The 13,869-nt window shown below is 60.2% G+C and carries 12 protein-coding genes and 1 riboswitch; of the genes, 8 read left to right on the top strand and 4 right to left on the bottom strand.

Annotated features, from left to right (window positions below; translation table 11 throughout):
- Positions 1-2: 2 nt before the first annotated feature.
- From metA to AC13RE_RS15930, 3 genes are all read right to left on the bottom strand, one after another.
- Positions 3-929: a homoserine O-acetyltransferase MetA gene (gene metA / locus AC13RE_RS15940; protein ID WP_488563638.1), complete on the bottom strand. Its 927-nt coding sequence runs from the start codon at positions 927-929 to the stop codon at positions 3-5.
- A gap of 45 nt (positions 930-974) precedes the next feature.
- A riboswitch (SAM riboswitch) is annotated at positions 975-1,052 on the bottom strand.
- A gap of 82 nt (positions 1,053-1,134) precedes the next feature.
- Positions 1,135-1,557 carry an NUDIX domain-containing protein gene (locus tag AC13RE_RS15935; protein ID WP_488563637.1) on the bottom strand — a complete coding sequence of 141 codons (423 nt, stop codon included), beginning with the start codon at positions 1,555-1,557 and terminating at the stop codon, positions 1,135-1,137.
- The gene (locus AC13RE_RS15930) at positions 1,557-2,399 is read right to left on the bottom strand and encodes an AAA family ATPase (RefSeq protein WP_488563636.1); all 843 of its coding nucleotides are present in this window, start codon (positions 2,397-2,399) and stop codon (positions 1,557-1,559) included. Before AC13RE_RS15930 ends, AC13RE_RS15935 begins: the two co-directional genes overlap by 1 nt.
- A 163-nt stretch (positions 2,400-2,562) precedes the next feature.
- Between AC13RE_RS15930 and AC13RE_RS15925 the strand changes: the two genes are divergently transcribed.
- Positions 2,563-4,413, top strand: a complete 1,851-nt coding sequence (locus AC13RE_RS15925; RefSeq protein ID WP_488563635.1) for an ABC transporter ATP-binding protein/permease — start codon at positions 2,563-2,565, stop codon at positions 4,411-4,413.
- A gap of 107 nt (positions 4,414-4,520) precedes the next feature.
- Here AC13RE_RS15925 and efp read toward each other — a convergent pair whose 3' ends face one another.
- On the bottom strand, positions 4,521-5,090 hold the full coding sequence (efp, locus tag AC13RE_RS15920) for an elongation factor P (RefSeq protein ID WP_015341611.1): 570 nt from the start codon (positions 5,088-5,090) through the stop codon (positions 4,521-4,523).
- 152 nt (positions 5,091-5,242) lie between these two features.
- On the opposite strand from efp, the gene epmA reads away from it, so the two are divergent.
- The 7 genes from epmA to AC13RE_RS15885 all read left to right on the top strand — a co-directional run bounded on the left by epmA (position 5,243) and on the right by AC13RE_RS15885 (position 13,588).
- Complete coding sequence (gene epmA / locus AC13RE_RS15915; RefSeq protein WP_488563634.1) at positions 5,243-6,307, top strand: EF-P lysine aminoacylase EpmA; 1,065 nt, start codon at positions 5,243-5,245, stop codon at positions 6,305-6,307.
- Positions 6,304-7,356 carry a lysine-2,3-aminomutase-like protein gene (locus AC13RE_RS15910; protein WP_488563633.1) on the top strand — a complete coding sequence of 351 codons (1,053 nt, stop codon included), beginning with the start codon at positions 6,304-6,306 and terminating at the stop codon, positions 7,354-7,356. Before epmA ends, AC13RE_RS15910 begins: the two co-directional genes overlap by 4 nt.
- A gap of 358 nt (positions 7,357-7,714) precedes the next feature.
- Entirely contained in the window at positions 7,715-7,966 is a 252-nt protein-coding gene (locus tag AC13RE_RS15905) for an acyl carrier protein (RefSeq protein ID WP_132719908.1), read from the top strand.
- Positions 7,966-9,159: an acyl-CoA dehydrogenase family protein gene (locus tag AC13RE_RS15900; protein ID WP_112336203.1), complete on the top strand. Its 1,194-nt coding sequence runs from the start codon at positions 7,966-7,968 to the stop codon at positions 9,157-9,159. Before AC13RE_RS15905 ends, AC13RE_RS15900 begins: the two co-directional genes overlap by 1 nt.
- Positions 9,160-9,164: 5 nt before the next feature.
- The gene (locus AC13RE_RS15895; RefSeq protein WP_488563632.1) at positions 9,165-10,073 is read left to right on the top strand and encodes an amino acid--[acyl-carrier-protein] ligase; all 909 of its coding nucleotides are present in this window, start codon (positions 9,165-9,167) and stop codon (positions 10,071-10,073) included.
- An 8-nt stretch (positions 10,074-10,081) separates the two neighbouring features.
- The gene (locus AC13RE_RS15890; protein ID WP_488563631.1) at positions 10,082-11,041 is read left to right on the top strand and encodes a DUF1839 family protein; all 960 of its coding nucleotides are present in this window, start codon (positions 10,082-10,084) and stop codon (positions 11,039-11,041) included.
- A gap of 78 nt (positions 11,042-11,119) precedes the next feature.
- Positions 11,120-13,588, top strand: coding sequence for a glycoside hydrolase family 2 protein (locus AC13RE_RS15885; RefSeq protein WP_488563630.1), 2,469 nt, complete (start codon positions 11,120-11,122; stop codon positions 13,586-13,588).
- The last annotated feature ends 281 nt before the right edge of the window (positions 13,589-13,869 follow it).

The following is a 13,869-nucleotide window of genomic DNA, read 5'->3' as shown; positions in this document are numbered from 1 at the left end:
CCTCAAGTCCTTTCCTGACCGATCTCCTCCAGATCATATGGCGTGGTCTGGTAGATCTCGTTGATCCAGTTGCCGAAGAACAGATGCGCGTGGCTGCGCCACCGGTTCTGCGGAGGAATTTCCGGATCGTTGTGCGGGAAATAGTTGTGCGGCATCTTGATCGGCACGCCCGCATTCACATCGCGGAAATACTCATCCGCCAGCGAGGTGGAATCATACTCCACGTGATTGAACATGTAGAGCCGGTTACAAGCCTGCTCATGCACGAGGCAGACGCCCATCTCGCTCGAATCCATCAGGATCTGCAGGCCAGGCACCTTTTCGATATCGGCGCGGCGCACTTCGGTCCAGCGCGACACCGGAATGGCGAAATCGTCGGAGAAGCCGTTGAGATAGACCGAGGAGGGCTTCAGGTTCTGGTGACGATAGACGCCGAAAGCCTTTTCCTTCAGCGTGTATTTCGGCACCTTGTGGAAATGATAGATCGCCGCCATCGCGCCCCAGCAGACGTTCATCGTCGAATGGACGTTGGTCGTCGTCCAGTCCAAGATCTCCTGCATCTCGTTCCAATAGGTGACGTCCTCATATTCCAGCAGCTCGATCGGCGCACCCGTGATGATGAAGCCGTCGAACTTGCGGTGCTTCACCTCTTCCCACGTTTGGTAAAAGGCGAGGAGATGCTCTTCGGAGGTGTTCTTGGCCTTGTGCGCGCCAACACGCACCAGGGAAAACTCCACCTGCAGCGGCGATGCGCCGACCAGGCGCGCCATCTGGACCTCGGTCTTGATCTTGTTCGGCATGAGGTTGAGAAGCCCGATCTGAAGAGGGCGGATATCCTGACGGAACGCCACCGTTTCGGTCATCACCCGCACACCTTCGTTCTGAAGGGTTTCAAACGCGGGGAGCGTATCGGGAATCTTGATGGGCATCTTTTCACTCGCCAAATACAAAAAAACCGGCCGCGATGAATCGCTACCGGTCCGCACGCGGCCCTTTAGCGACTTATTTAACGTGGCTGCAAGCCGGCCGGCCAAATCACCACGAGGGAAATTCAATAGACCTGTCATCTCGGCGGGTCAATGGGGACAAGCGTCGATGGAAGTCGGTGGGTTGAGTCCAGAGGCGCGATACGGCCTACAGATGTTTAATGAGAGCTTCCATGCCATAACCGAGGCGCTGGCTGGCGGTCTCGATCGGTAGCCAGAAGAAGCGGAAGCCGATCGGGTCGCCACCGTCGAAAGGCGTCATTTCGTGGTGGAGCCAAGTGGCAGGCGCTCGCTCGGAGATACCGCAGCGGAAATAGTGCCGTTGGTGATAGTAATCGCGGCCGTTCTTTTCGAAACGGTAGTCGTGGACGCCAAGCGGATGGAGTTCGCGCGGCGCAAAACCGGTCTCCTCCTCAAATTCGCGCGCTGCGGCCGCTACAATGTCCTCACCGGATTCGACAGTGCCACCAGGAATCTGGAGCTGGACGGCGGGGAAGTCTGGCTCATCGAATACCAGCAGATGCCCATCCCGAACGGCATAGATCAAAACCTTTACGGCATCGGGTTGCATTATCTACCCTGCCCACGCGCCATGAAGGCCAGCCGCTCGAAGAGGTGCACATCCTGCTCGTTCTTCAGAAGCGCACCATGGAGTTTCGGCAATACGTTCTTCGCATCGGCGCGCAATGTTTCCGGCTCGATATCGTCTGCGACCAGCAGGCGGATCCAGTCGAGCGCTTCCGAGGTCGAGGGCTTCTTCTTCAAGCCCGGCACGTCGCGGATTTCGAAGAATTGCGTCAGTGCCGCATGGACGAGCGTCTGCTTGATGCCGGGATAGTGCACCTCGACGATGCGCGTCAGCGTCTCCATGTCTGGGAAGCGGATATAATGAAAGAAACAGCGGCGCAGGAAGGCGTCCGGCAGCTCCTTCTCGTTGTTCGAGGTGATGATGACGATCGGGCGGACGGCGGCCCGGATCGTCTCACCGGTCTCGTAGACATGGAATTCCATGCGGTCGAGTTCCTGCAGGAGATCGTTCGGGAATTCGATATCGGCCTTGTCGATCTCGTCGATCAGCAGCACGCACTTCGTCGGCGAGGTGAAGGCCTGCCAAAGCTTGCCCTGACGGATATAGTTGCTGACATCATGAACTCTGATGTCGCCGAGCTGGCTGTCGCGCAGGCGCGAAACCGCATCATATTCGTAGAGACCCTGCTGGGCCTTCGTCGTCGATTTGACATTCCACTCGATCAGGTCAAGGCCGAGCGCGGTGGCCACCTGGCGTGCGAGTTCGGTCTTGCCCGTACCGGGTTCGCCCTTTACGAGAAGCGGACGCTCCAGCCTTATGGCAGCATTGACGGCGACCATCAGATCCTTGTCGGCAATATAGTCGGCAGTTCCCTGAAATTGCATCGGAAGGCTTTCTCAATCTTTCAAGCGCAAGCTAATTGCTGGCCTTATTCGGTTCAAGACGCGAAACCGTGTATATAGGAATGTGATCCCACCGATCTATTGCAAGGGTGGACATGAGGGCGGCTCATGATTAACTGACGGGACGCGTGGCAGGGAAGTGCTGATGGCAGTTGATACGCAAGCCAAGCCGAATGGGCAGGGGAACGAGCAGGTCGGATACGATTTGAGCCTCTTCTTTCGGTTGAGGATGATGTTTTCCGCGTTCTGGAATTCGCCGGTCCGCATCAGGCTCATTATCCTTGTCGTCGCGCTTTTCGCAATCATTCTCGTCACGGCCTATGTTCAGGTGCTGCTCAACAATTGGAACGCGCCCTTTTACGATTCGCTGGCAAGGCGCGATATTACCGCTTTCTTCCATCAGCTCGGCGTCTTCGGCATCATCGCCGGTTCGCTTCTGGTCCTCAACGTCATCCAGGCCTGGCTCAACCAGATGACCGCGCTGTACATGCGCGAGGGTCTGGCGCGTGATCTCGTCAATCAGTGGCTTCAGGCGAAGCGCGCGCTTCGTCTCGCCTCTTCCGGCCTGATCGGCGTCAATCCCGACCAGCGTCTGCATGAAGATGCCCGCAACCTCGCGGAAAGCACGACCGGGCTCGCCATCGGTCTGGTGCAGGCGACGATCCTGCTGCTGAGCTTTATCGGCGTGCTCTGGGAGCTTTCCAGCGGCATGGTATTCAAAGTCAACGGCATGAGTTTTGCCATCCCCGGCTACATGGTCTGGGCGGCAATCCTCTATGCCGGATCGGCATCGTTCCTCAGCCAATTCGTCGGCCGCCGCCTCGTGCGGCTGAATGCGGATCGCTATTCGAAAGAGGCCGAGCTGCGCTTTGCGCTCATGCATGCCAACGAGCATATGCCGGCGATCACGATTGCCGGCGGCGAAGAGAACGAACGCCGGCGGATCAATCTCGATATATCGGCCGTGCTTGCCGTCATCCGGCAGCTTGCCATCGCCAATACCAATCTCACCTGGGTATCGGCCGGCTATGGCTGGCTGGTGCTGATCATTCCGATCCTCGTTGCCGCGCCCGCCTATTTCTCCGGAGGCTTGACCTTCGGTCAGCTGATGGTTGCGGTCGGCGCCTTCAATCAGGTCAATTCGGCGCTGCGCTGGTATGTCGCCAATTTCGGCCCGATCGCCGAATGGCGCGCGACGCTGATGCGCGTGACCGATTTCCGTAAGGCGCTGACGGAGATGGACGACAAGACGCCGATGCCGCACACCCTCGTCTTTGAGAAAGCGGCACCTGGGACGATGGTTTGGACCGATCTGGAGATTTCGACGAAGACCAGCGACGATGCGACCGAAAACGGCTTCCGGATCGCGGAGGGGACGGTCACCATCAATGCCGGCGAGCATGTGATGATCAATGGCGATCACGGCGTAAACCGCAGGCTGCTGTTCGAGGTGCTGGCGCACCAGTGGTACAGCGGCTCGGGCACGGTCAGCCTGCCGCCGATGGACGACATGCTCTTCGTGCCACATACGCCCTATGTGCCGACCGGCACGCTCAGGGAGGCAATCTGTTTTCCGGATGATCCGGACGCCTACGACGATGCCGCTGTCGAGGCCGTCATCGACAAGGTGGGGCTCGGCCGGCTGAAGAGCCGTCTCGATACGCAGGCCCGCTGGGATCGATTGCTCGATACCGAAGAGCAGAAGGCTGTCGGCTTTGCGCATCTGCTGCTCGCGAAGCCGAAATGGATCGTCTTCGACGATGCCATGGAAGGGCTCGAGGCTGAAGTTCAGGCGAAGGCGTTCGCTATGCTCACTGAACTGGAGGGTGCGACCCTGATCTACATCGGCCGCTCCGATGCCTTTATGAACTCCATGTCGCCGCGCATCCTGCATCTGCAGTCCCTCGCTCCGCATGAGCACAGTACCGATATGCAAACGCCTCCCGAAGCTGCCAGCGCAATGCGGGCGGGCGAGAAAAAGGCCAGTGCTCCCTAAGACAGTGGGATCCATCTTCATGCGATCCTCTGGCTTCAACCGCCCAAAACGCAAAACGCCCCGTCGCGAGGACGAGGCGTTCTTCATGCAAGCTATGAGCTTGAAGCTCAGTCCTTGGCGCGCTCGACGTAGGAATTGTCTTCCGTGGCGATGACGACGCGGGTGCCGGCGGTAATGTGCGGCGGCACCAGGGTGCGGATGCCGTTCGACAGTATGGCAGGCTTGTAGGAAGAGGATGCCGTCTGGCCCTTCACGACCGGCTCTGTCTCGCTGATTTCGAGCGTGACATGGCGCGGCAGTTCGATCGCGAGTGGGATGCCTTCGTGGATCGACAGGATGCAGGTCATGCCTTCCTGGAGATAGGCCTTCTGGTCGCCCATGGTTTCGACATCGACCACGACCTGGTCGTAGGTGGCCGGGTTCATGAAGTGGAAGCCTTCGCCGTCTTCATAGAGGTACTGGAAGTTCACGTCTTCGACGAAGGCGCGCTCGACCTGTTCGGTCGTGCGCCAACGCTCGGAGACCTTCACGCCGTCGACGATGCGGCGCATGTCGACCTGGGTAACCGGCGTACCCTTGCCCGGATGAAAGTTCTGAGCGGTGAGAACGACGTAGAGCTTGCCGTCGACGTCGAGAACGTTGCCCTTGCGGACCGAAGAGGCGATGACCTTGACCATAAGACTTCCTTGTAACGCTGCGTTTTGCGTCGTAGAGGGACTGTCTGAATGCTCTCCGAGACGCAGCAATTGTTTGCTTGGGGGCGCAACTACCCTAAATCAATGGAAATTGCCACCCCCCAACGTGGCAGGTGCGCGGAAGAAAGCTAGGAATGAAGCCGAAGACGAGCAAAGCGTCCCCCTGGTGGACCCGCAATGTCCATGCGGACCGGCGGCCGTTCCTCATCGGCCGCAATGCCATTCAGGCTGCCTTGCGTGTTTTCTTTGCGCGCAACGACTTCATCGAGGTCGATACGGCAACGCTGCAGGTGTCACCCGGCAACGAGGCCCATCTGCATGCTTTCACGACCGAGGCAGTGACGACGGATGGCAAAACGCTGCCCCTCTATCTGCACACCTCACCGGAATTTGCTTGCAAGAAGCTACTAGCGGCGGGCGAGGAGCGCATCGCCTGCTTTGCCCATGTCTATCGCAACCGTGAGCGCGGGCCGCTGCATCATCCGGAATTCACCATGCTGGAATGGTACCGGGCAGGCGAGAGCTACGAGGCCCTGATGGCCGATTGCGCCGCAATCCTGGGGCTTGCGGCCGAGACGGTCGGGGCGAAGAAATTCAGCTACCGCGGTGCAGAAACCGATCCGTTCCTCCAGCCCGAGCGCATCAGCGTCGCAGCCGCTTTCGAACGTTATGCCGGCATCGATCTCTTTGCGTCCATCGGTCTCGACGGATCGACGGATCGCGAGCGCTTGGCGGCGGATATGCGGCAGGCTGGCATCCGCGTTGCCGACGACGATCTTTGGCAGGATCTTTTCAGCCGGGTGCTGGTCGAGAAGATCGAACCCAATCTCGGCTTCGGGCGTGTGACCATTCTTGACGAATATCCCGTTTCCGAGGCAGCCCTTGCCCGGCCGTCGGCAGCCGACCACCGCGTTGCCGAGCGTTTCGAGCTCTATGCCTGCGGCGTTGAGCTTGCCAATGCCTTTGGCGAGCTTACCAATGCCGAGGAGCAGCGGCGCCGCTTCGAGATCGAGATGGCGGAAAAGCAGCGCGTCTATGGCGAGACCTATCCGCTGGACGAGGATTTTCTGCAGGCGCTTGCCGTCATGCCTGACGCAAGCGGTATTGCGCTGGGCTTCGACCGGCTCGTGATGTTGGCAACCGGCGCTTCGCGGATCGAGCAGGTGCTGTGGGCGCCGGTCGCGGAGTATGACGCATGAACGTGATGCGCCCAATCCGGACTATCGGCGAACTTGAGCGCGCCGGGCTGATCGACGCCGATCAGGCAGTGGCGCTCGAAGCCGTGGCGGAGCGCTATGCCGTCGCCCTGACGCCGACCGTGACGCGACTGATCGACGCCGAAAACCCCGCCGATCCCATTGCCCGGCAGTTCGTGCCTGATCCGGCGGAACTCGTCGTCATGCCCGAGGAGCGCGCCGATCCGATCGGCGATCACGCGCATAGCCCGGTCGAGGGCATCGTCCACCGCTATCCCGACCGTGTGCTTCTGAAGGCCGTGCATATCTGCCCGGTCTATTGCCGTTTTTGCTTCCGCCGCGAGATGGTCGGACCGCAGGGGCTCGGGACGCTGGATGGCGCTGCGCTTGACGGCGCCTTTGCCTATATCCGCGAGCACAAGGAGATCTGGGAGGTCATTCTGACCGGCGGCGATCCGCTGGTGCTTTCACCGCGGCGCCTGGAAGAGATTCTCGGGCAGCTTGCCGATATCGAGCATGTGAAGATCGTCCGCTTCCATACCCGCATCCCCGTCGTAGATCCTTTGCGGGTCGATGCGGCGCTGATTGCGGCACTGAAGGCGAGCGGTAAGATCATCTATGTAGCGCTGCATGCCAATCATCCGCGGGAGATGACGGAGGAGGCGCGCGCTGCCTGCGGCCGGCTGGTCGATGCGGGAATCGTGCTTATCAGCCAGTCGGTTCTGTTGAAGGGCGTCAATGACGATCCGGAGGTGCTGGCGGCGCTGATGAGGGCTTTTGTCGAAACGCGGGTGAAGCCATATTATCTGCATCATCCGGACCTTGCGCCCGGCACCAGCCACTTCCGCCTCACGATCGCCGAAGGGCAGGCAATCGTAGCAAGCCTGCGCGGCCGGATTTCCGGCCTTTGCCAGCCGACCTACATTCTCGATATTCCCGGCGGCTACGGCAAGGTCGACATCGGTCGAAGCGCGGTTCGCGAACTGGGCGAGGGTTGCTATTCGATTTCGGATTACAGGGGCGGTGACCACATCTATCCGCCGGAAGGTTAGCACTCGTTACAAAGGGTCTATACTTTTGCCGGCGCTCCGATTGGGATTGTATTTCTAGCGCAAACGTTGTGACGAATTTTGGCACGTTAACCGACGTGAGACCTGCGGCTTTCCAAAAAAGCGCCACGCCTTTATAACAGGAATACATAATATTAATGCGCGGGCCGCGATTTAGATGACTAACGTTTGGTGAATTTCAATCGGAAAAGTCTAGAATATAGCACTTTCCCACCAAGTATAAGTTGTTTTCATTTACCACGTCGCTTAGCGGAATTTTCTATTTTGCCTGTTACTTCTCGGCGAAGAATAAGACTGCGTAACTGCGGTTATGCTTGCCATTGCCAGAAGGGACTAGACTATGAACAAGACGATTCGCGATTTGCTGGCCAAGTTCGGTACGCTTCCCGTTGCTATCGATCAGATCGAAGATGACGCTGATCTTTATGCGACGGGGCTGTCTTCCTTCGCTTCCGTGCAGCTGATGCTCGGCATCGAGGAAGCCTTCGACATCGAATTTCCCGACAACCTGCTGAACCGCAAGTCCTTCGCCAGCATCGCCGCGATCGAAAGAACCGTCGGCATGATCCTGGACAGCAGAAAGGTCGCCTGATGACTGCGGCGGTCGCTCTACTCGAGGTTGGGACGGGCGAGGGAGCGGCGGTGCGCGCCGCCCGCGTCGCAGCGATCGCCAGCCAACACGCCGATGCCGTCGATGCCGAGGGCCGTTTCCCGCGCGAAGCCGTCGACGCGATGCGCGCCGAAAAGCTGCTCTCCATCCAGATCCCCGCCGATCTCGGCGGCGAAGGCGCGTCGATGACCGAAATCGCCGAGCTTTGCTCGATCCTCGGTCAGGCTTGCGCGGCCAGCGCCATGGTCTTCGCCATGCATCAGATCAAGCTTTCGAGCCTGGTCGAGCACGGCGTCGATAGCGATTGGCACCGCGACTTCATGCGCCGCATCGCCAGGGAACAGCTGCTGCTTGCGTCGGCGACGACCGAGGGCGGGATCGGCGGCAATCTACGCAACAGCATCTGCGCCATCAATGTCGAAGGCGATACCTGCACCCTCGAAAAGGATGCGACAGTTATTTCCTATGGCGCCCATGCCGACGCCATTCTGATCACCTCGCGCAGCCATGCCGAGGCGGCGTCCTCCGATCAGGTGCTGACCTGCTTCCTGAAAGATCAATACGACATCAAGCGCACCGTCGAGTGGAACACGCTCGGCATGCGTGGCACCTGTTCCGACGGTTTCCTGTTCAAAGGTAAAGCTCCGGCCAAGCAGATCCTGCCAAAGCCGTTTGCCGAGATCGCTGCACAGTCGATGCTCGCAAGCTCGCACCTGCTTTGGAGCGGCGTGTGGTACGGCATTGCCGCCGACGCGGTTTCCCGCGCGCAGGCGTTCGTGCGAGCCGCCGCTCGCAAGTCTCCTGGCGTACAGCCGCCCGGCGCGCTGCGCCTCGCCGAAGCCTCCAGCATGCTGCAGATGGTGAAATCCAATGTGGTTGCCGGGCTGAAGGCCTATGAAGAGGCGAAGCTCGATGCGGACCGCCTGTCGTCGATGGCCTTCGCCGTGGCGATGAACAACGTCAAGATCGCGTCGTCGGAGATGATCCTGCCGATCATTAACCACGCAATGCTCATCTGCGGCATCATGGGGTACAAGAACGGTACGCCCTACAGCCTCGGCCGCCACCTGCGCGATGCGCACTCGGCGCAATTGATGATCTCGAATGACCGCATTCTCGGCAATACGTCGACCATGCTGCTCGTCCACAAACAAGATACCAGCCTGTTGGGGTAACCGTCATGGATATGCAAACATCGTTTCTCGACCGCCTTTTCGATTCTGGCCTGCTGATCGACACCGGCGTTGATGGTCTCTATGGCCGCAGCGGCCAGTTCGAAGACGTGATTTCCGCTTTCGAGCGCTTGATCGACACGTTCGGCGGCGCCGATGGCGCCGAAGCCATCCGTTTTCCGCCCGGCATGAACCGCGCCTTCTTTGAGACAAGCGGCTATATGAAGAGCTTCCCGCAACTGGCCGGCACGGTGCACAGCTTCTGCGGCAACGAGCTCGACCATATGAGCCTGCTGAAGTGCATGGAAGTCGGCGACGACTGGACGAAAGACCAGCAGGCGACCGATATCGTGCTGACGCCGGCGGCTTGCTATCCGCTCTATCCGACGGTTGCCAAGCGCGGTGCCATTCCGGAAAACGGCGCGCTTTACGATCTGCAGTCCTATTGCTTCCGACATGAGCCCTCGAAGGACCCGGCCCGCCAGCAGCTGTTCCGCATGCGCGAATATGTCTGCATGGGCAGCGAAAAGCATGTGACGGATTTCCGCCAGAGCTGGATGGATCGCGGTGTCGAGATGATGAAGGCCGTCGGTCTCGATGTAACCATCGATGTCGCCAACGATCCGTTCTTCGGTCGCGCCGGCAAGATGCTCGCCAACAACCAGCGCGACCAGAACCTGAAGTTCGAGCTGTTGATTCCGATCACCTCCGTCGCCAATCCCACAGCCTGCATGAGCTTCAACTATCATCAGGATGCCTTTGGCACGAAATGGGGCCTGAATTTTGCCGATGGCCGCGTCGTGCATACGGCCTGCGTCGGCTTCGGCCTGGAGCGCATCGCGCTGGCGCTGTTCCACACCCACGGTCTCGACACTAGGGAATGGCCCGAGAGCGTGCGCAAGACGCTTTGGGGCTGATCGCACCCATGGCTGCCGTGTTTCAGGGACTGGATCCCGCCGTCTACAAGCCACATGCGTTGCACGACAGTGAGCGCATGTGGCCCGAGACCAACTGCTACATCGATCTCTGGATCGAGGTTCTTTCGAGCCTGAAGCTGCCGCCGGAAGCCATGCTCGGCTTTACGCTGACACAGGATTTCGAGGGCGATCAGTTCACCTTCTTCAAGGTGCCGCTCGAGGATCTGGAAGCGCTCTATGGCGTGCGCTGCACCGAGCTTGCGATCTACGACAAGGTTCAGAACCATGTTGCCGAGCAGATCGGCCGCGGCCGGCTCTGCCTGGTGGAGATGGATTCCTTCTTCATGCCGGATACTCAAGGGGTCGGCTATCGCCGCGAACACGGCAAGACGACGGTGGCGATCAACCGGCTCGACATGCAGGGCCGCACGCTCGACTACTTCCACAATGGCGGGTTCTTCCAGTTGTCGGGCGAGGACTTCGACGGGCTCTTCCAGCTGCATCTGACGGATGAGGATCTGCCCTTCCTGCCCTATACGGAATTTGCGAAATTTCCGGAGAAGGCACCGGGTGAGGCTGCGATCCGTCAGACGGCCCGACAGCTTCTGTCTTTCCATTTCCGCCGTCGTCCGCTGGCCAATCCGATCCGCGCCTTCGCGGAAGTCTTCCCGGCGCAGGTGGAAGCGGTCGCCGAACGGCCTTTCGGCTTCTTCCATAAGTATGCCTTCAACACGCTGCGTCAGCTCGGCGCCAATTTCGAGCTTGCCGGCAGCCATTTCGACTGGCTTTCAGCCGATTTGTCCGATGCGGCAGCCGAGGCACGGAAAATTTCCGAGACGGCGAAGTCGGTGCAGTTCCAGCTGGCCCGGGCCATTACGCGCAAGAAATTCGAGCCGCTGCGGACGGCGCTTGATCCTGCCGCAGATGCGTGGGATTTCATGGTGAGCAAGCTCGAACGGAAGCTCTAATCGGCTTCCGTTGGATCGCCATGCGGCTGGGTTATTTCTGAACATATTGGGGCGGGGGGCAATCCCTCGAAAAATGTCATGGGCGGGCGCTTGGCGGATCTCGGCGGTGGAATGCGGCTGAGCGAGGGATGGAATCTGGTATTGACGGAGGCGGGCACCTGCCTCTCGCCCTCCGATGTGCCGCTGACGTCCGGCTTTATCCCGGCGCCCGTGCCCGGCACGGTGGCGGAAGCCCTGGAAAAGGCCGGACGCTTCGACCGGACGAAGCCGCAGCCTCTTCATGACCGCGATGCCTGGTACATCTGCCGTCTGGTGGATGCTGGCGCCGGTGAGGCGGTCTTGCGGCTCGAGGGGCTCGCGACGCTTTGCGAAGTCTTCCTCAACGGCCAGCAAATCCTTGTGTCCGAAAGCATGTTCGAGGCTCACGACGTCGATGTCACCTTGCTTGGCGGTGACGAACTGGCTCTCTGCTTCCGTGCGCTGGAGCCGAAGCTTTTGGAACCCGGCCCACGCGCCCGTTGGCGGCCCCAGATGATCACGCCACAGGGCTTGCGGATGGTGCGTACGACGCTGCTCGGCCATATGCCCGGCTGGTGCCCTGAGGTTCAGGCCGTCGGCCCGTGGCGGTCGATTTCGCTGCTGCGTCCCGGTGCTCCTGTGATCCGCGATCTCTCCTTGCGGCCGGAGCTGCTCGAGAATGGCGAGGGCAGGCTCTATGCCTCGCTTTCGATTGAAGGTGATATCGAACAGCTGACACTACGGTGCGGCGATGCTGAACAGGCTTTCGAGAAGGCCGGTGCCGGCCGCTATACCGCTATCCTGAAAATTCCCGATGTGGCGCCCTGGTGGCCGCATACGCATGGCGTTCCGCAACTCCATGACGTCACCCTCGTCGTCAATGGCGTCGAGCGCGCGCTGGGGCAGACCGGTTTTCGCCGGCTGTCGGTCGATCGTGGCGCCGAAGGACAGGATTTCGCTTTGATCGTCAACGGCGAGCGGATCTTTTGCCGCGGCGCGGTCTGGACCACGGCGGATATCGTGCGCCTGCCCGGCGATCGCGAGGATTACGAGAGTTGGCTGCGGCTGGCGGCCGAGGCCGGCATGAACATGATCCGCATCGGCGGCACCATGGCTTACGAGACGCCGGAGTTCTACCGTCTGTGCGACGAACTTGGCCTGATGGTCTGGCAGGATTTCATGTTTGCCAATTTCGACTATCCGAAGAACGACAAGGCGTTCAATGCCCATGTCGAGACGGAGGTTTCGCAGCTTCTCAGCGGTACCCGGCTGTCGCCCTCACTGGCTATCCTTTGCGGTGGCAGCGAGATCCACCAGCAGGCAGCCATGATGGGCCTGCCCGAGCAGTTCTGGAAAAGTCCTATCGTCGAGGAAATCATCCCGCCGCTGGTGCAATCGCTACGGCCGGATGTACCCTATGTCGTCAATTCGCCGTCGGGCCGGCCGATGCCGTTTTCACCGAATGCCGGCGTCACGCATTATTATGGCGTCGGCGCCTATATGCGGCCGCTCGCCGATGGCCGCCGCGCCGATGTTCGCTTCGCCGCCGAGAGCCTGGCCTTCGCGCACGTGCCGCAAGCCCGCACGCTCGGCCAGCACCTGCCGGTTCCGGCAGTCCATAGCCCACTATGGAAAGAGCGCGTGCCGCGTGATCGCGGCGCATCCTGGGATTTCGAGGATGTGCGCGATCATTATCTTCAGGAACTCTACGGTTTCGAGCCCAACAAGCTTCGGCGCGAAGATCCCGATCTTTATCTCAACCTTTCACGCGCGGTGACCGGCGAAGTCGTCGAGGAGACCTATGCGGAGTGGCGCCGCCAAGGTTCCAGTTGCAACGGTGCGCTTGTCTGGACGCTGCAGGACCTGCTTCCCGGCGCCGGTTGGGGCGTGATCGATTCGACGGGGGAGCCGAAGCCGGTCTGGTACGGGCTGCGCCGAGCCTTCCGGCCGGTGCAGGTGCTGCTCATGGATGAAGGCACGAACGGCCTCGATGTGCATGTCATCAACGAGAGCGATGCGGCGCTCGATCTGACCGTCGAGGTCTCCTGCTTGCGCGATGGCCGTCAGATCGTCGTCGGCGGGGGCCGTGATCTGACGCTCGAAGCGCGCGGTAAGCAAAAGATAGCCTGCACTGAACTTTTCGGCGCCTTCTTCGACACGACATACGCTTTCCGCTTCGGACCGCCATCGCATGATGTCACGGTCGCGCGGCTGACAGCCTCGGCGACCGGCGCTGTTATCGCCCAGGCTTTTTACTTCCCGCTTGGGCGCACCAAGGCGTTCCACGATGCCGAAATCACGGCGTCGGCGGTGCAGGAGGGCGAGGACTGGTTCCTTGATCTGAGCACCGACCGGTTGGCGCAATCGGTGCAGATCGATCTGGAAGCCTATCGGGCGGAGGATGACTGGTTCCATCTTGCGCCGGGCAGCCGGCGGCTTCGCCTGTATAGGCGGGAAGGCGTTCCGGCCGATGTCATTCCATCCGGGCAAATCCGCGCTATCGGCAGCCAGCGGGTCGTTGAGGTGTGAGGGGGGCATCTCGCCCCTGGCGGGCGAGAAAGCAATTTCACTGGTTTAGGAATTGCGACACCGGAGGCTCAGCGTGCTCAAAAGCTCAGCGCAATTTCTAAGCCATTGAAATTGCAAGAGAGGGGGTCCGCTTCTTGCACCAATAAACTGGACACTGATTGCGTCCATGCCTACCCCGCTCTTGTAAAAACTAAGAATTAGACGAGGGACGAGCCCGCGCCTAATCCCAAGTTTTTACTATCTCGCCCGCCAGGGGCGAGATAGGCCCCACCTGCTTCAAG

Source organism: Martinezella sp. CNPSo 3959, from assembly GCF_057784355.1.
Note: the sequence above shows the minus strand (reverse complement) of the source record. Positions and strands in the feature narration are given on the sequence as shown.

Bases quoted from the DNA above. Each gene is read 5' to 3' on its own strand.
- metA (WP_488563638.1), bottom strand. From the start codon at position 929: ATGCCCATCAAGATTCCCGATACGCTCCCCGCGTTTGAAACCCTTCAG.
- AC13RE_RS15935 (WP_488563637.1), bottom strand. From the start codon at position 1,557: ATGCAACCCGATGCCGTAAAGGTTTTGATCTATGCCGTTCGGGATGGG.
- AC13RE_RS15930 (WP_488563636.1), bottom strand. From the start codon at position 2,399: ATGCAATTTCAGGGAACTGCCGACTATATTGCCGACAAGGATCTGATG.
- AC13RE_RS15925 (WP_488563635.1), top strand. From the start codon at position 2,563: ATGGCAGTTGATACGCAAGCCAAGCCGAATGGGCAGGGGAACGAGCAG.
- efp (WP_015341611.1), bottom strand. From the start codon at position 5,090: ATGGTCAAGGTCATCGCCTCTTCGGTCCGCAAGGGCAACGTTCTCGAC.
- epmA (WP_488563634.1), top strand. From the start codon at position 5,243: ATGAAGCCGAAGACGAGCAAAGCGTCCCCCTGGTGGACCCGCAATGTC.
- AC13RE_RS15910 (WP_488563633.1), top strand. From the start codon at position 6,304: ATGAACGTGATGCGCCCAATCCGGACTATCGGCGAACTTGAGCGCGCC.
- AC13RE_RS15905 (WP_132719908.1), top strand. From the start codon at position 7,715: ATGAACAAGACGATTCGCGATTTGCTGGCCAAGTTCGGTACGCTTCCC.
- AC13RE_RS15900 (WP_112336203.1), top strand. From the start codon at position 7,966: ATGACTGCGGCGGTCGCTCTACTCGAGGTTGGGACGGGCGAGGGAGCG.
- AC13RE_RS15895 (WP_488563632.1), top strand. From the start codon at position 9,165: ATGGATATGCAAACATCGTTTCTCGACCGCCTTTTCGATTCTGGCCTG.
- AC13RE_RS15890 (WP_488563631.1), top strand. From the start codon at position 10,082: ATGGCTGCCGTGTTTCAGGGACTGGATCCCGCCGTCTACAAGCCACAT.
- AC13RE_RS15885 (WP_488563630.1), top strand. From the start codon at position 11,120: ATGGGCGGGCGCTTGGCGGATCTCGGCGGTGGAATGCGGCTGAGCGAG.